The organism is Polaribacter vadi (assembly GCF_001761365.1).
Classification (GTDB): domain Bacteria; phylum Bacteroidota; class Bacteroidia; order Flavobacteriales; family Flavobacteriaceae; genus Polaribacter; species Polaribacter vadi.
Genome location: NZ_CP017477.1, coordinates 2,469,696 through 2,486,878, shown reverse-complemented (window position 1 = coordinate 2,486,878; position 17,183 = coordinate 2,469,696). Strand labels below are relative to the sequence as shown.

The 17,183-nt window shown below is 29.5% G+C and carries 19 protein-coding genes and 1 pseudogene; 11 read left to right on the top strand and 9 right to left on the bottom strand.

Annotated features, from left to right (window positions below):
• The first annotated feature begins 22 nt into the window (after positions 1-22).
• On the top strand, positions 23-1,900 hold the full coding sequence (gene mnmG, locus LPB03_RS10710) for a tRNA uridine-5-carboxymethylaminomethyl(34) synthesis enzyme MnmG (RefSeq protein ID WP_065319608.1): 1,878 nt from the start codon (positions 23-25) through the stop codon (positions 1,898-1,900).
• 312 nt (positions 1,901-2,212) lie between these two features.
• On the top strand, positions 2,213-3,070 hold the full coding sequence (locus tag LPB03_RS10705) for a class I SAM-dependent methyltransferase (protein ID WP_065319607.1): 858 nt from the start codon (positions 2,213-2,215) through the stop codon (positions 3,068-3,070).
• Between the two features lie 143 nt (positions 3,071-3,213).
• Here LPB03_RS10705 and LPB03_RS10700 read toward each other — a convergent pair whose 3' ends face one another.
• From LPB03_RS10700 to panB, 6 genes are all read right to left on the bottom strand, one after another.
• Entirely contained in the window at positions 3,214-3,612 is a 399-nt protein-coding gene (locus LPB03_RS10700; protein ID WP_065319606.1) for a DoxX family protein, read from the bottom strand.
• A 19-nt stretch (positions 3,613-3,631) separates the two neighbouring features.
• On the bottom strand, positions 3,632-4,018 hold the full coding sequence (locus tag LPB03_RS10695; protein ID WP_065319605.1) for a VOC family protein: 387 nt from the start codon (positions 4,016-4,018) through the stop codon (positions 3,632-3,634).
• A 5-nt stretch (positions 4,019-4,023) separates the two neighbouring features.
• Positions 4,024-4,479 (bottom strand): DUF1801 domain-containing protein, encoded by a 456-nt coding sequence (locus LPB03_RS10690; RefSeq protein ID WP_065319604.1) that lies wholly within the window; start codon positions 4,477-4,479, stop codon positions 4,024-4,026.
• Positions 4,480-4,517: 38 nt separating this feature from the next.
• Positions 4,518-5,456: a 2-hydroxyacid dehydrogenase gene (locus LPB03_RS10685; protein ID WP_065319603.1), complete on the bottom strand. Its 939-nt coding sequence runs from the start codon at positions 5,454-5,456 to the stop codon at positions 4,518-4,520.
• Positions 5,457-5,470: 14 nt separating this feature from the next.
• Entirely contained in the window at positions 5,471-6,955 is a 1,485-nt protein-coding gene (locus LPB03_RS10680; RefSeq protein ID WP_065319602.1) for a potassium/proton antiporter, read from the bottom strand.
• Between the two features lie 170 nt (positions 6,956-7,125).
• Positions 7,126-7,944, bottom strand: coding sequence for a 3-methyl-2-oxobutanoate hydroxymethyltransferase (gene panB / locus LPB03_RS10675; protein WP_065319601.1), 819 nt, complete (start codon positions 7,942-7,944; stop codon positions 7,126-7,128).
• A 134-nt stretch (positions 7,945-8,078) separates the two neighbouring features.
• Between panB and LPB03_RS10670 the strand changes: the two genes are divergently transcribed.
• From LPB03_RS10670 to LPB03_RS10655, 4 genes are all read left to right on the top strand, one after another.
• Entirely contained in the window at positions 8,079-8,579 is a 501-nt protein-coding gene (locus LPB03_RS10670) for a nuclear transport factor 2 family protein (RefSeq protein WP_065320114.1), read from the top strand.
• Between the two features lie 29 nt (positions 8,580-8,608).
• The gene (locus LPB03_RS10665) at positions 8,609-9,175 is read left to right on the top strand and encodes a sigma-70 family RNA polymerase sigma factor (protein WP_065320113.1); all 567 of its coding nucleotides are present in this window, start codon (positions 8,609-8,611) and stop codon (positions 9,173-9,175) included.
• 3 nt (positions 9,176-9,178) lie between these two features.
• A complete protein-coding gene (locus tag LPB03_RS10660) occupies positions 9,179-9,442 on the top strand; it encodes a hypothetical protein (RefSeq protein WP_065319600.1) in 264 nt (87 codons plus the stop codon).
• Between the two features lie 165 nt (positions 9,443-9,607).
• Positions 9,608-10,249 carry an O-methyltransferase gene (locus tag LPB03_RS10655; RefSeq protein ID WP_065319599.1) on the top strand — a complete coding sequence of 214 codons (642 nt, stop codon included), beginning with the start codon at positions 9,608-9,610 and terminating at the stop codon, positions 10,247-10,249.
• 15 nt (positions 10,250-10,264) lie between these two features.
• On the opposite strand, the gene LPB03_RS10650 is transcribed toward LPB03_RS10655, so the two are convergent.
• Positions 10,265-10,546, bottom strand: a complete 282-nt coding sequence (locus LPB03_RS10650) for a Sec-independent protein translocase subunit TatA/TatB (RefSeq protein WP_065319598.1) — start codon at positions 10,544-10,546, stop codon at positions 10,265-10,267.
• Between the two features lie 253 nt (positions 10,547-10,799).
• On the opposite strand from LPB03_RS10650, the gene LPB03_RS10645 reads away from it, so the two are divergent.
• Positions 10,800-11,297, top strand: a complete 498-nt coding sequence (locus tag LPB03_RS10645) for a hypothetical protein (protein WP_065319597.1) — start codon at positions 10,800-10,802, stop codon at positions 11,295-11,297.
• Between the two features lie 140 nt (positions 11,298-11,437).
• On the opposite strand, the gene LPB03_RS10640 is transcribed toward LPB03_RS10645, so the two are convergent.
• Together LPB03_RS10640 and LPB03_RS16635 are read right to left on the bottom strand one after the other, a co-directional pair.
• Positions 11,438-11,899, bottom strand: coding sequence for an RNA methyltransferase (locus LPB03_RS10640; protein WP_065319596.1), 462 nt, complete (start codon positions 11,897-11,899; stop codon positions 11,438-11,440).
• Positions 11,892-12,053 (bottom strand): annotated as a pseudogene (locus LPB03_RS16635) (hypothetical protein); the annotation flags it as partial. The gene LPB03_RS10640 and the pseudogene LPB03_RS16635, both read right to left, overlap by 8 nt.
• 180 nt (positions 12,054-12,233) lie before the next feature.
• Between LPB03_RS16635 and LPB03_RS10635 the strand changes: the two are divergent.
• The 4 genes from LPB03_RS10635 to LPB03_RS10620 all read left to right on the top strand — a co-directional run bounded on the left by LPB03_RS10635 (position 12,234) and on the right by LPB03_RS10620 (position 17,182).
• Positions 12,234-13,427 carry a T9SS type A sorting domain-containing protein gene (locus LPB03_RS10635; protein ID WP_065319595.1) on the top strand — a complete coding sequence of 398 codons (1,194 nt, stop codon included), beginning with the start codon at positions 12,234-12,236 and terminating at the stop codon, positions 13,425-13,427.
• Between the two features lie 184 nt (positions 13,428-13,611).
• Complete coding sequence (locus LPB03_RS10630; protein ID WP_065319594.1) at positions 13,612-14,460, top strand: dihydrodipicolinate synthase family protein; 849 nt, start codon at positions 13,612-13,614, stop codon at positions 14,458-14,460.
• A gap of 12 nt (positions 14,461-14,472) precedes the next feature.
• Positions 14,473-16,020, top strand: a complete 1,548-nt coding sequence (locus LPB03_RS10625; protein WP_065319593.1) for a sodium:solute symporter family protein — start codon at positions 14,473-14,475, stop codon at positions 16,018-16,020.
• Positions 16,021-16,033: 13 nt separating this feature from the next.
• On the top strand, positions 16,034-17,182 hold the full coding sequence (locus LPB03_RS10620) for an iron-containing alcohol dehydrogenase (RefSeq protein ID WP_065319592.1): 1,149 nt from the start codon (positions 16,034-16,036) through the stop codon (positions 17,180-17,182).
• Position 17,183 lies beyond the last annotated feature (1 nt).

Sequence of the window (17,183 nt, the reverse complement as noted above, 5' to 3'; positions counted from 1 at the left end):
TTCACGTGGAACTATTAAGATAATGAGTTTATTTACAACAACATACGACGTAATTGTAGTAGGTGGAGGCCATGCAGGAAGTGAGGCTGCTGCTGCTGCTGCAAATATGGGTGCACATACTTTATTAATTACAATGAATTTGCAAAATATTGCGCAAATGAGTTGTAATCCTGCAATGGGTGGAATTGCAAAAGGACAAATTTTAAGAGAAATAGATGCGTTAGGAGGTTACAGTGGAATTGTAACTGATAAGACAGCTATTCAGTTTAAAATGCTAAACAAATCGAAAGGACCTGCAATGTGGAGTCCAAGAGCGCAATCTGACAGAATGCAATTTGCAGAGTGTTGGAGAACTATGTTAGAGCAAACTGAAAATGTAGATTTTTATCAAGATTCTGTAAACGGATTATTATTTGATGAAAATAAAATTATTGGAGTTAAAACAGCTTTAGGTTTAGAGATAATAGCGAAAACTGTCATTATAACTGCTGGTACTTTTTTAAATGGATTAATTCATATTGGTGATAAAAGTTTTGGTGGAGGTAGAGCAGGTGAAGGAGCATCCACAGGAATTACTGAAGATTTAGTTGCAAAAGGTTTTGAAGCAGGTAGAATGAAAACAGGAACACCTCCAAGAGTAGATGGGCGTTCTTTAGATTATTCTAAAATGATAGAACAACCTGGAGATGAATTTACAGAGAAATTTTCTTATTTGCCAACTACAAAAAATTTAACAAAGCAACGTTCTTGTTGGTTAACATATACCAATCCAAAAGTACACGAATTGCTTCGTGAAGGGTTTGATAGATCGCCAATGTTTAATGGTAGAATTAAATCTACAGGACCAAGATATTGTCCTTCTGTAGAAGATAAAGTAGATCGTTTTGCAAGCAAAGAAAGACATCAAATGTTTATTGAACCAGAAGGTTGGACAACTTGTGAAATGTATGTAAATGGATTTTCAACTTCGCTTCCAGAAGATATTCAAGACAAAGCCATAAGAGCTGTAGAAGGTTTCGAAAACGTAAAGTTTTTAAGGTATGGTTATGCTATTGAGTATGACTTTTTTCAGCCAACACAATTAAAACATTCTTTAGAAACTAAGTTGATTGAAAACTTGTTTTTTGCTGGTCAAATAAATGGAACAACAGGTTATGAAGAAGCAGCTGCACAAGGTTTAATGGCTGGTGTAAATGCGGCTTTAAAAACGCAAGGAAAAGAACCATTTATCTTAAAAAGAAACGAAGCTTATATTGCAGTTTTAATTGATGATTTAATTACAAAAGGTACAGAGGAGCCTTATAGAATGTTTACATCTAGAGCAGAATATAGAACTTTATTAAGACAAGATAATGCAGATTTACGATTAACTCCAAAAGGGTATGAATTAGGATTAGCATCAAAAGAACGTTTGGATAGAGTTTTAGAAAAGCAACGTAAAACAGATTTATTAATCAAATTTTTAAACGAAACTAGCGTTAAGGAAGATGAGATAAATCCTATTTTAGAAGCTAAAAATTTGGCGCTAATTAATCAATCTATGAAGTTGTTTAAGATTGCTGCAAGACCACAATTAGATTTTTCTGACTTTAAAGATATTAAGAAATTGAGTGTGTTTTTAGAAGAGAACGCTATCGATAAAGAAGTAATCGAGCAAGCTGAAATTCACTTGAAATATTCTGGTTATATTGATAAAGAAAAAAACAATGCTGACAAGTTAAATAGGTTAGAGAATGTAAAAATTCCAGCTGCTTTTAATTATCAGAAATTACAATCATTATCTTTTGAAGCACGAGAAAAGTTAACGAAAATTCAACCAACTTCTATTTCTCAAGCAAGTAGAATTAGTGGAGTTTCTCCAAGTGATATTTCTGTGTTATTAGTGTATATGGGTAGATAAAAAAAACCATTCTAATCTTTAAAAAAGGGAAGAAACTTACTTAGAAAAAACAAATGTTCCACAAGGAACATTTGTTTTTTTAAATATTTTTAATTCCATATGTTCAGAGTTTAGTTACTTAAATTAAAATTTATAAAGATGAAAATCTTTACGCTCTTTGCGAATCTTTTTGCGTCTTTGTTTTTTATAAAACAAGATTGTTCCTCGTGGAACAATTTAAAAAAATAGAACAATTTTTCAATAATTAGTTTTTAAGTTTCTAATTGAATCGACTTAATAATTAGAAAATATCAACAGTAAGTAGTATCATAAATGAATAAAAAAATAGACTTTTATAAAAACCTAGAACCTTTTTTAGAGTGTAAAGATTACACAGTTTCTGGAGAACTATATCATGTAAAAAAGAACACTGAATTTGATATGTTGGTTACAGTTCCTGTTCCAAAAAATTTAGGAGATTATTACAAAAGTGAAAACTATATTTCTCATACAGATTCTAAAAAATCGGTATTGGATAAAGTGTACCAATCTTTAAAAAATATTACTTTAAAAAGAAAATTAAAGTTGATCAATTCTTTTGGAACATCCACAAAAAATATTTTAGATGTTGGAGCAGGTACAGGAGATTTTTTAAAAGTTTGTAAAGATAATTCTTGGAATGTTTTTGGAACAGAACCAGATTTAGATGCAAGAAATATTGCAGCAAAAAAAGAAATTATTCTTCATGAAGATTTATCAAAAATCAAAAAAAGTAAATTCGATGTTATTACACTTTGGCATGTTTTAGAACATGTAGAAAACTTACAAGAATATATTTCTGAGTTAGAAAATTTACTTTCTGAAAAAGGAAGATTGATTATTGCAGTTCCTAATTATAAAAGTTATGACGCAAAATATTATAAACAACATTGGGCTGCTTTTGATGTGCCAAGACATTTATGGCATTTTTCGCAAACATCAATCCCTAAATTATTTTCTGAAGTAGATATGATTGTAGAAAATACGCTTCCAATGAAATTTGATGCTTATTATGTTTCTCTTTTAAGTGAAAAATATAAATCAGGAAAAATGAATCCTGTAAAATCTTTTCAAAAAGGTTTTACATCAAATTTAAAAGCAAAAGACACAAATGAGTATTCTTCTTTAATATATCTGTTAAAAAAGCAATAAAAATCGATTTTTAAAAGTGTAAATCCGTTTTTTACATAAGAATAATACAATAACCTTCTTAAAATGAGAAAAGCCCTTAAAACGCAAATTTTAAAGGCTTCTTTTATCAATATAATTGATTGTGAAAATTAAAATGATAAATTTTAGCTATTTAATAGATATACACCTAAAAGTGTAATCAAAAAATAGACAGCTAAGGACATTGCTCCTGCATAATCTTTTGCAAGACGTTGTCCAATTAACAAGAAAATTAAAACGACAGCACAAAGTTCAATTCCTAATAATGCAATTTCTTTTACGCCTGAAGTATATAATTGGTAAACTCCAAAAATCATTAATCCACCTGCAATTATTTCTAAAATTAAAATAACGCCTAATAATATAGGAACGCTATTTTTTAAAGGTGAGTTTTTAAAATGATCAGAGATAAAAGAAACATTTCCTTTCCAATCTAATAATTTGTCGATTCCAGATTGTACAAAAGTTACAATTAAAAAAAATAGAATTAAAACTTCTGTTGGGTAATTAGATAAAAATTTCATAATTAAAAGGGTTTAGTGTTTATTTAAAAGCTGCATCAATAGGTTCCCAAAGTTCAATTTTATTGCCTTCGTTATCTAAAATCCAACCGAATTTACCATATTCAAACTCTTGCATTTCTCCTACTATAGTAACACCTTCTTTTTTTAATTCAGCTAAAAGTTCAACTAAATTTTCGACTCTGTAATTAAACATAAAGTCTTTTTTTGAAGGTTCAAAATAATCGGTTTTTTTGGGAAAAGGACTCCATTGAGTGGAGCAATCATTTCCTTGTTTATCTTTCCACCAAAAAGTGGATCCATAATCATCTGTATTAAAACCTAAATGTTTTTTGTACCAGTCTTTTGACGCTTTTGGATCATCACTTTTAAAAAAAACACCACCAATTCCTGTAACTCTATTTTTCATAATATTTATTTTTTTAATGCATTTTCATAAATTTTAATCCATTCATCTACAGTAATTTTACTGCATAATTCACCAATTAAATCAAAAGGAATCTCTTCCATTTTTTTAAAACGAATACAACTCTTACCCATATCTAATTTGCGTTTGCAATGTTTAGGATATTCTGCAACAAACCAATTTAAAAGAGCTGGATTAGAATAAATTCCACTATGATATAGATTCACAGAATTTTTTTGGGATGCAATATTTATAAAATGCAATGGAGTTCCTGGTTGACAATGGTAACCATTAGGATATTTAGAAAGTGGCACAAAATAACCAATCATTTTGTATAAAATTCCCTCTTCAAATCCTTTAGGCAAGTTGTTTTTGATAACTGTTCTTAACTTTTGTATGGCTTCTTGACGTTCTTTTGGCAATTGCTCAATATATTCCTTTGGAGTTTCTGCTTCGTAAGTCATCTTTTTTAAATTTAGGTTGATGTTTTAAAACCAGTAAGTTAGCAAAATTTTTCTTTTATTTTATCGACAATTGTTTGTGCCAATTTTTCTTTACTTTCAAAAGTCCAACCTGCAACATGAGGAGAAAGTAAAACATTTTCTGAACCAATTAAATATTGAAAAGCATCAGGTATTTTATGATTAGTAAAAAGGTTTTCAAAAGACGATTTTTCGTATTCTAAAACATCTAAACCAGCACCTAGAATTTTACCAGACTTTAGCGCTTCAACTAAATTATTTGTGTTTACGGACCTTCCACGTGCAGTATTTATCAGCCAAAAAGGTTTTTTAAAATTGTTGATAAACTGAGTATTTACCATGTTTATTGTAAGTGCTGTTTCTGGAGTATGTAAACTTAAAACATCGGTTTTTTCTTGCAATTCAGCCAAAGAAACCTGTTTGCAATTTTCATTACCAACAGTAGGTTTTATATCATAACAAAGCACTTCAACATCAAAACCACGTAGTTTTTTTGCAAACGATTTACCCATATTTCCATAGCCAATTAAACCTACAGTTTTTCCATCCAGTTCAATTCCTCTGTTTTCTTCACGTAGCCATTTTCCATTTCTAACTTCTTTATCAGCTTTATTTAGTTTATTAAATAATGATAAAAGCATAGCTAAAGAATGTTCGCCAACTGCATTTCTATTGCCTTCTGGAGCAGCAATTAGTTCGATGTTTTTTGATGTAGCATACTCACAATCTATATTTTCTAAACCAGCACCAACTCTTCCAATAAATTTTAAGTTGGTTGCTTTGTCAAGAAAATGTTTATCAATTTTAAAACGACTTCTAATAATAAAACCATCATATTTATGAATTTTAGCTTCAATTTCTTGTTTTGAAGATGTGTAATCTTCATCATTTATAAAACCTAAATCGTTTAATTGTTGTATTAATAAAGAGTGATTAGCGTCTAAATGTAGGATTTTCATTGTTAGTTTTTAACTTATATGATTTCCTCTTGTTTTTTGGTAATTTGAAGTGTTTTATAAACTTCATCAAAAATTTGAGGTTTGTCTGCGAGTATAATTAGCGTATCGTAAACTTGTATTTTTGTTAAACCATTTGGAATTATATAGCTGTTATCTCTTTTAATCATCGCTATTATTGCATTTTTAGGAAAACCTAATTCAACAATTTTTTTATCTAGCGCAAAACATTCTTTTGTTATAGAGATTTCTCTCATTTCAGCTTTTGGATGCTCTTCCATTAGTAAATCTGTACCTGTTAATTTTTTTTGTGTTTCTGGTAAACCAACATTTAACCATTTTGCAACAATAGAAAGTGTGGTTCCTTGAATTAAAATTGAAGTAACTGAGATAAAAAATACAATGTTAAAAATCATATTTGCCTTGTCAATTCCTGCTAAAAGAGGGTAAGTAGCAAATACAATAGGAACTGCTCCTCGCAAACCAACCCAAGAAATATACATTCGTCTTCTAAATTTCATTTTAAAAAATAGAAGGCTAATGAGCACGCCAACAGGTCTTGCTACCAATATTAGGAAAACAGAGATTAATATTCCAATTCCCATATAAGGGATTATTTGAGATGGAAAAACAAGTAATCCTAAAGTAAGGAATAGTACAATTTGCATTAACCATGCTAAACCATCAAACATTTTTAAAATGGTTTTTTTATGTATTAAATCTTGATTTCCTAAATAAACAGCACAAATATAAATGGCTAAAAACCCATTACCACCTATAAAAGTAGTTGCTGAAAACGTAATAAACATCAGCGCAATTACTAAAACAGGGTAAAGACCTTCAAAATCGAGTTTTATTTTATTAATGATGAATTTGCTAGTAAAGCCAAACGTAATTCCTGCAATTCCACCAAAAATCATTTGTTGTAAAAACAATGGAATTATAGAAAAGAAACTTTGGTCTTGATTTATTACTAATGTTAAAAATGCTATTGTAAGCACGTAAGCCATTGGATCGTTACTACCACTTTCTAACTCTAAAGTAGGTCTTAGATTTGTTTTTAAAGCAAGACTTTTTGCTCTTAAAATTGAAAAGACTGCAGCAGCATCTGTAGAAGAAACTATAGAGCCTAAAAGTAAACTTTCATAAATAGTAAAATCTGTAATGAACCAAACAAACGTTCCCAGTGAAACCGCAGTTAAAAAAACGCCTAATGTAGATAAAACAATACCTTCTTTAAGAATCGGTTTAACAGCTGTCCAGTTTGTATCAAGACCTCCAGAAAATAAAATAAAATTTAAGGACACAATGCCAATAAATTGAGCAAGTTTTGGATCGTCAAAAAGAATACCACCTATCCCATCAGAGCCTGCAAGCATTCCTATTGTTAAAAATAACAATAAAGTAGGAACTCCAAATTTATACGAAGTTTTACCTGCAAGAATACTTAAAAGAAGCAGTAAAGAGCCAATTAACAGTATGTTTTCAATTGTTAAATTCATTCGTTTATCATTTATATCTTACTTTACAAAGTTACTGATAGTCAACTGAATATTTGGCAAGAATAAAATGTAGTTTTACTCTTAATAGATTTTATTTTATAGGAACATTTTTTAATAAAGCTATCCTTATTTTTTGGATTTATTAGTTTTGTAGGTAGTTAAGATGAATTTTAATATTGCTCTTTATCACTTGGGAAATCGCCGCTTTTTACATCAGCAATATAGTTTTTAAAAGCGCCAGTCATATCAGCATATAAATCTAAATATCTACGTAAAAATCGAGGATGAAATTCGTGGGTCATTCCAATCATGTCATGAGTTACTAAAACTTGCCCATCAACACCATTTCCTGCACCAATTCCAATTACAGGAATTGTTAAAGCATCAGCTACTTTTTTAGCTAATTTAGCAGGTACTTTTTCTAAAACGATAGCAAAACAACCAATTCTTTCTAACAACAAAGCATCATCCATTAATTTTTCTGCTTCTTCTTCCTCTTTTGCTCTAACTGTATAAGTGCCAAACTTATAAATAGATTGTGGTGTTAAACCTAAATGTCCCATTACTGGAATACCTGCGTTTAAAATACGTTTTATAGATTCTTTAATTTCTCTACCACCTTCTAATTTTATAGAATGTCCACCACTTTCTTTCATAATTCTTATGGCAGAACGTAAAGCTTCTTTTGGATCAGATTGATAGCTACCAAAAGGTAAATCTACAACCACCAAAGCACGTTCAATAGCTCTAACCACAGAACTTGCATGATAAATCATTTGATCTAAAGTAATTGGTAATGTAGTTTCATGACCAGCCATAACATTAGAGGCAGAATCACCTACTAAAAGCACATCTAAACCTGCACTATCTAATATTTTAGCCATGGTATAATCGTAAGCAGTTAACATGGAAATTTTTTCTCCATTTGCTTTCATTTCTACCAAAGATTTTACAGTAATTCTCTTATACTGTTTTTTAGCTACAGACATATTTTTTTATTTTTTGTGGACGTAAATGTAAGAAATATCAATAGACTTTTAACAAGTTAATATTTTGTAAGTTTGGTTAGTTTATGGTGAATACCTACTTTTTTATAGTTTTAAATCTTAAAAACAATTTAATAATGATAAAAGTTATTCCGCTTTTAGTAACTCTAGTTTTTACACTAACAACATCAGCACAAAAAAACACGCAAGCATATATTGTTAAAACTAATTCCTTGAAAGTAAAAAAGGTTATTGAAACTTTTTTTGAAGGTTTGCATAAGGGCGATAGTATAATAGTAAGTACTACACTTCATAGAGATATAAAAATACAAACAACATCCACAAATAAATTAGGAGAAAATACATTAACAACAGATACAAAAGAAAAATTGTTAACTTCTGTAGCCAATAAAAAGCCAGAACATATTTATTTTGAAAAATTACTTTCTTTTGATATTAAAATTGATGGGAATTTAGCTTCAGTTTGGACACCTTATGAGTTTTATTTGAATGGCAATTTTAGTCATTGTGGAGCTAATTCTTTTCAGTTGTTTAATAATAATGGAAAGTGGGAGATTATTTTTTTAGTTGATATGAGAAGAAGAGACAATTGCAACGCATTAAAAGAAAAAAAATAGCGTTATATTTGATTTCTTTAAAATTTAAAATGCCTCAAGAAGAAATTACTTTAAACCCTGATAAATGGATAGACAATTACGCTGATTATTTATTTAATTATGCTGTTGTTCGAGTTAATAATAGTGATGTTGCAAAAGATTTAGTACAAGATGCTTTTTATGCTGCGCTTAAATCTGCAAAAAATTTTCAAGGCAAATCTACAGAAAGAACTTGGTTAGTATCTATTTTAAAAAGAAAAGTAATAGATTATTATAGAAAAATAAATTCTAAAAAAGGCAAAGCTGAAGTAAGAATGAATTTTTATGATGATGGAGAAAATGAAGGAAGTTGGCTTGAAGAACGTGTGCCACAAAGTTGGAATAACGAAACAGAAAAAGACATAGAAAACCTAGAGTTAAAAAACCAACTTGATACTTGTATAGATAATTTACCTGAAAAATATGCGTTGGTTTTTAGAATGAAAACCATTCAAGAGTTTGAAACTGAAGAAATTTGTAAGGAATTAGATATAACAGCGTCAAATTTATGGGTTATTATTCACAGAGCTAGAACTCAATTAAGAAAGTGCATGGAAGATAACTGGTTTAATAATTAAAAGATGTTTAAAAAGTTTAAGGTAACTTGTGATGAAGCTACAACAATCTGCGATAAAAGCCAGTATAAAGAAGCTTCATTTATAGAAAAATTAAGATTAAATTGGCACTTTTTACAATGCAAATTTTGTAAATTGTACTCAATACAAAATAATAAAATGTCGCTTTTATTTGGTATAAAAGCTGCTGATTGCAAACAACATAAAAAATGTCTTTCAAAAGCAGATAAAGAAAAATTAGCTGCCGAATTTGAAAAAATGAGATTATAAACGTTTTGTAGTTTGATAAGCTACAATTTTTGATTTTTTGTTAGATTGAAACGGGATTTATAGAAATATAAATTCCGTTTTTTGTATTTTTGATATCGTCTTTAGCGAATAATCTAAAGACGTTACAAACAATTCTATTACAACTTCGCTCAACCAAACTTAAATATGCATTTTTTACCAGAAAAAATAGATGATTATGTTGTGGAACATTCACAACAAGAACCTCAAATTCTACAAGAATTAAGCAAAGAAACTTGGCAAAAAGTATTAAATCCTAGAATGTTAAGTGGTGCTTATCAAGGAAGAATTTTGGCGATGATTTCAAAATTAATACAACCGAAAGTTATTTTAGAAATAGGAACATATACTGGTTATTCTGCTTTGTGTTTTGCTGAAGGCTTAACATCCGAAGGAAAAATTATTACGATTGATAAAAACGAAGAATTAGAAAGTTTACAAAATAAGTATTTCGAAAAATCTGGTTTTAGAGATCAAATAGAACAAAAAGTTGGGAATGCTTTAGATATTATTCCTACCATAAATGAGCAAATCGATTTGGTTTTTATGGATGCAGATAAATCTAATTACATCAATTACTTTCATTTGATTATTGATAAAATGAAACCTGGAGGTATTATTTTGTCAGATAATGTACTTTGGAGTGGTAAAATTGTAGAAGAATTAAATCCGAAAGATATAGACACTAAAGTGCTGCTAGAATATAATAAACTATTGAATTCTGATAATAGATTAGAAACTGTGTTATTACCTATTAGAGATGGTTTAACAATTAGTAGAGTAAAGTAGAAGAATAAAAAAAAATTAAAACTGTCTTTTGATAGGTCCAGTTAAATCATCGATTTTATCTTTAACACTATCAACTTCTTTTTTAATGTCTTTACTAATATCTGTATCTAAACCATGCTTTTTAGAGCTATCGTTAATTTCTCTTTTAATATCATTTGTAGCATCCTTTACTTGACGCATTCCTTTTCCTAAACCTCTTGCAATCTCAGGAATTTTATCCGCGCCAAAAACCATCACCACAATTAACATGATTACAAAAACCTCTGGGCCACCAATAAATAAAATAGTAGTATTCATAGTAGTACAAATATAATAGTTATTCTAGTAAATATATTCAAAAGTATCTGTAAAAATTTTACTTTTTTTTATATACTTTTTTTAATTACAAAAAAGGTTATAACCATTATTTTAAGTATAGTGTTTTGTGTATAAGCATTTTAGGGTTTCGCTCTTTTTTTTGTTAATAAATAAATTTTTTTTTTGCATAAACTTGCAAATGTCATAAAAAGGTTTAACTTTGCTTTCAGTAACCCTAAAAAAACCCCACATAATGAAATCCCTTAAAAAAATCGCAGCGCTAGCTGTGGTGTTAATTGGTATATTTGCTTTTAGTACAAAAACAACAACTTTACCAAAATCAAGTTTAAATTTAGAAGCAATTAATGTAGTAGACATGCTATCCAAACAACAGTTTGAATGCAGACCTTCTTCTGATGTTATGTTTTATGTAGAAACAAACATTGTAAAAAAGATTAGAGGAGCTAACAACATTAACGCAAAAGTATATCTTGTAGATAGAGCTTCTGGAAATAAAAGCTTATTAGCTGTAGAAAATTTACAAATTAATAAATTTGAAGGCGCAATTGCTATAGGTCATCATGATGTTATAGATGGTTTTGCACCTACAAAAATAGCAAATGGCGATAAAATTATAGGAAGTTTAGAAAAAGCACCTTATAGTTTTGAAGAACTTATTAAGTACGAAGCTATTTATAATGCATATATAAATGCTACCAACAAATTATTAGATTTAAAAAGGACTATTTAGAAGAAAACCAATTCAACTTACCCCTAGAATCTAAAACCTAAAGGCCTTGTGCTTTTAGGTTTTATTTTTTTATAATACTTTCATGTCTTCATTCATAAGATTGACAATATATAAATAGCAAAAAAAGACAAAATTCTTTATTAAAGGTTAAAATTTATTTTTGCTTGTCTATCATACATTACAATACTACCAGCTACAGAAACATTTAAGCTTAAGTCAGATTTAAATTTTACTAAATAATGCGATTTTTCAATGGCTAATTTAGATAAACCATGATCTTCTGCTCCTAGTAAATACACACAACGTTTTGGGTGATTAAAAGTTTCTAATTGAACCGATTTTTCATCTAACTCTACACCTACTAACATTGCACCTTTTGGTAAATTTTTAAAGAATTCATCGAAGTTTTTATAGTGAAAATAAGGCATTGCACCTGTTGCTTTATGTGTATCACAAGCTTGTTTTGCATATCTATTACCTATAGTAAAGATAAAACTTGCACCCATATTTTGTGCAGACCTCCAAAGAACACCTAAATTTTCAGGCGTTTTTCCATTCTGAATTCCTATACCAAAAAAGCCTTGTTCTAAATTATTAACCATTTTTTTTCACCAACATTCTCTTAATCTCATTCAACTTCATCAATGCTTCAATGGGAGTTAATGTATCAATATTAATCGTTAATATTTCTTCACGAATATTTTCTAAAATTGGGTCATCTAACTGAAAAAAGCTGAGTTGCATGTCTTCATGTTGCGATTACTAATGTTCCTGAGGTTTATGTTTTTATAAATTACAAAATTTAAGTAATTTGATTTATAAAATTGACCGTTGTACAAAAAGACATACGAATAGTATTTATTATTTATATCTTTATTTTTTCTAAAATAGAAGAATTAGTATAAAATAAATAACTCTAATTTAAAATATAACAAAATGAAAAAACAATTACTTTTATTAATTTTACCAATGTTTTTTATTTCAACAACTTATAATGCTCAAGGTATTAAATATTGGGATTTTGGAGCAAAAGAATTAGGAGCAGGTTATACCAATGTAATGCCTTTGGATTATTTGAATGCCTTTGCTAATTATAACAGGCAAATTGTATATGTTGATGAAAACGGTGTTACAAAAACACCTAATGAAGGTTATGAAAACGAAGATGGGCAAAGTGTAGAAGCAATTTATAATGCCACCTTTAATGCTAATTATGCAAGTGGGAATTTTACGGTATCTTCAAAAGGTTCTTCACCAACGCCTCCAGGAGGTACGCTTTTAAGTGGTGGAAGTGAGTATACAAAGCCAAAAAATTTAGCAGATTTAGATGGTTCAGCAGATTTAGTATTTAAAAGAGATAGTAATAGTGATAGACTTTTTACAACTAGAAATGATATTACACGTTATGAAGATCGTGTAGAAATGCCTGATGGAATGGATAAAAATTTATTCCCTGGGTGTTTACAATATACTACACCAGGTGAAAAAAGATACAACAGAAGTGGTGGTAGAGGTTTGTTAATAAATTTAGAGAAAGGACAATGGGTAACTGTTGTTGGTTCTGGACAATATACAGATATTGAGGGAGATGGAACTTTAGGTTTTAGTACAGGTTATATAAAGTTTGAATCTTTCGGAGGTACAGGAACACCAGTAGATATTGATGATTTTGGAGCGGGAAAAGGAAGTCCAACAGGTCCAATTGATGGGGCAGACACAGGTGATGAAGCAGTTAGAGTAATGCAATTTAAAGCAGTAGATGCTGGTACATACAGTCTTTCTAATAGAGGGGGTACAATAAGGATTTATAGAATTTACTTAGGTCAAGTAGATGTTTCTTTAGGGACAGGACTTGAAACTAAAATATATGAAAACGGAGTTTTTAAGAGAACTCTTTCTGTAGACAAAAATGTAGGTGTAATTTCAACTGATATTAGAGCAGCTAAAAACAGAGTGTATATTTCTAATGTAACTTCTAAAACTGAAGTAAAAATCTTTAGTATTACAGGGGCTTTAGTAAAAGAATTTAATACTACTCAAGATATTAATTTTGATATGAAAGCAGGTCTTTATATTACAACTATAAAAACTGTAGAAGGTCATAAAACATTAAAATTATTGGTAAATTAATTCATAAACTAATAGTTAAATATAGAAAAGGACATGCATTTAACGCATGTCCTTTTTATTTAAGTAAAATTTAAAATATTTTATTTACATAATTGGTCAACGCTCAAAAATAACAGCGAATTATTGTTAAATTAATAATATTGCAAAAAGCATTTTAAATTGCTTTATTTCAAAATTATAAGATATGCAGAAAAGGTTTTCAGGAGTAGTTGTACCAATGGTAACACCTTTAAATAAAGATTTTACTATAGATGTTATAGCTGTAGAGCGCATCATTAAATTATTTGCAGAAAATGGAATCCATCCTTTAGTTCTTGGAACTACAGGAGAGTCAAGCTCAATAAATGAAAAAGAGAGTCTTAAATTAGTTGAAACATCTGTAAAAGTAAAAGGAACTAATCAATGTATTTATGTTGGTTTGGTTGGTAATCAAGTAGATAATTTAATTAAAAGAGGTAATCAATACATTGCTTTAGGAGCAGATTGTGTTGTGGCAACTTTGCCATCTTATTATGGTTTATCGGAAAATCAAATGTTACTTTTTTATCAAACATTAGCAGATAAAATTTCTGGTCCAGTAATGATGTATAATATCAAAGCAACAACTCAAATGTCCATTCCTTTAGAAGTTGTTAAAGAGCTTTCTAAACATCCAAATATTTGGGGTTTAAAAGATTCTGAAAGAGATTTAAAGCGTATGAAGTTTTGTATTGATTGGTATAAAGAAAATTCTAATTTTTCATTTTTCTGCGGATGGGGAGCACAAAGTTTTGGTAGCTTAAAATTAGGTGCAGATGGTATTGTACCAAGTACTGGAAATTATGTTCCGGAAATGTATAAATCACTATACGAATCAGCTTTAAATAAAGATTGGAAAAATTGTGAAAAATGGCAATTAGAAATTAATGCTATCGCAAAAGAATATCAAAAGAATAAAACGTTAGGAGAATCTTTAGCTTTCTTAAAATTCTTAATGAATAAAAAAGGATTTTGTAATAAAACAATGATGCCACCTTTAACGGAGATAAAATAAAACAAAACTATTATGTTAAATATTCATTGGGTAGATATTGTTATTGTAATTATATCTGTAGTATTTACTTTAGGTGCAGGATTTTACTTTGCTAATAGACAAAAAAGTTCTGATCAATATTTTTCGGGAAGTAAAACAATACCTGCTTGGGCTATTGGGGTTTCAATATTCGCTACGTTAATTAGTAGTGTTACTTTTTTAGCTTATCCTGCAGCCGCATATAAATCTAACTGGATTTTGTTAGTGCAAGGACTTATGGTTCCCATCGTTTTAGTGGGTTTAATTTGGGTAATTGTTCCTTTATTTAGAAAAGTGATAAGACTAAGTACTTACGAATATTTTGAGCGGAGATTTAGTCCATTTGCAAGAATGTACAGTTCAGTAGCTTTTATTCTTACTCATTTTTCTAAAATGGGAACTGTTTTGTATTTGGTTAGTTTAGCATTGGCAACACTTACAGGAATTGATGTAACTACTTTCATTTTATGTTTAACCGGAATTATAATTGTTCTAACACTTTTAGGTGGTATGGAAGCTGTTATTTGGATGGATGTTATTCAAGGATTTTTATTAATTAGCGGAGGTTTGTTGTGTATTGGAGTTTTATTATTCAATTCAGAAGGTGGAGCAGGATTCATGTTAAATGAAGCAGTTTCAATGAAAAAAATTGATTTTGGCCCTTACGATTTTAGTTTTTCAGAATTAACCTTTTGGGTCTTAGTGATTAATGGTGCTTTTTATGCACTTCAAAAATATGGAACAGATCAAACCATTGTGCAACGATATTTAGCAGCAAAGAATGATAAAGATGCTAAAAAAGCAGCTTACATTGGTGTTTTAGCAAGCGTACCAGTTTGGGCATTATTTATGTTAATTGGATCTTTGTTGTTTGTTTTTTACAATTCTGGAGGAGCAGTTTTACCAGAAGGAATGACATCAGATCAAGTATTTACTTATTTTATTGGTACAGAGTTACCAATTGGTGCTGTAGGATTGGTTTTAGCAGCGTTAATTGCTGCTGCTGTTTCTAGTTTAGATTCTGATATGAATTGTTTAGCAGCTATTGGTGTAGAAGATTTTTATCAACGTTTCAATCCTAATTGTAACGATAAACAACGATTAGTTGTTGGTCGTTTATTAGTGTTTTTTGCAGGAGTTTCTATGGCAGGTGTAGCATTATTGTATGCTGCTTGGAGTGGACAAGGTGTATTAGGAGTAGTTTTTAAATTATATGCAATTTTTTCAGCTGGTATTGTTGGTGTTTTTCTTTTAGGATTATTTTCTAGAAGAGCAAATAAGCAAGGTTTACATATTGGTATTGCTGTATGTGTAGCATTTACTGGCTATGCTATTTTAACAACTACAAAAATTGGAGATTCTTTAATTCTTGATTTAGGAAAGTATAATTTTCCACATCATAAATATATGTTAGGTGTGTATAGTCATTTAATTGTGCTAGTGGTAGGTTATTTTGCAAGCTTCTTATTCAAATCAGAAAAAGTAAAAGAAGAACTTACTATCTACGGATATTTCAAATTAAAAGAAAAAAAACAAATTTAACAGTTATATAGAAATGAATTCTATTACATTATTACAACCTCAAAAAATTGCATTTGGTGAAGGGATTATAAACTCTCTTTCCGAAGATGCCATTTTGTTGAATTCAAACAAAATACTATTTCTAGTTGCAACACCTTTATTGGATGTTTTAAGTACTATAGTTAAAAATATTGAGCTAAAAAATAAAGAAGTAAATCTTATAGAATATAGATTTTTAGGTGAGCCAACATTTGCCCAATTTAATTTGTTGTTAAAAGAAAATGAAGGGTTTAATCCAGATTGTGTTATTGGAGTTGGTGGAGGAAGCGTATTAGATTGTGCTAAGTTATTAGCAGCACTTATTAATAATTCACAAAAGTTAAAAGATGTTGTTGGAATTGGTTTTTTAAATGGGCGTTCAGCTAAATTAATTTGTGTACCAACTACTTCAGGAACAGGAAGTGAAGTGTCTCCAAATGCTATTTTATTAAATGAAGAAACTCAAGCTAAAAGCGGAATTATTAGTCCGTTTCTAGTGCCAGACGCGTGTTATCTTGATCCTGTTTTAACAGTTACTTTACCCCCTAAATTAACAGCAGAAACTGGAATTGATGCACTATCTCATTGCATTGAGGCTTACACAAATAAATTCGCACACCCAACTGTAGATATTTATGCTTTAAAGGGGATTCAACTTATTGCAGAAAATATAGAAGAAGCTTATAAAAATGGAAAAAATATAGAAGCTCGTTCAGCGATGTTATTAGGTTCTATGTATGGTGGTTTATGCCTAGGGCCAGTAAATACATCAGCTGTACATGCATTGTCATATGGTTTGGGTGGAAAATTTCATATTGCTCATGGATTATCAAATGCTATTCTAATGCCAGAAGTGTTACGATTCAATTTATCTGCAAACCCGAAAAGGCATGCAGAGGTAGCTCGCGCTTTAGGAATAACAACACAAGGAAATGATGAAGATATCGCAATATCTGGAATCAAAAAAATTGAAGCAATTTCTAAATCTTGTAATATTCCAAAGCATTTAGCTGATATTGGTGTAACTGAAAATGCGCTTCCAGAATTAGCAGATATTGCTATGAAAGTTACAAGACTTTTAAAAAATAATCCAAGAGAAGTAACCAAAGAAGATGCTATAAATATTTATAAAAAATTACTTTAAA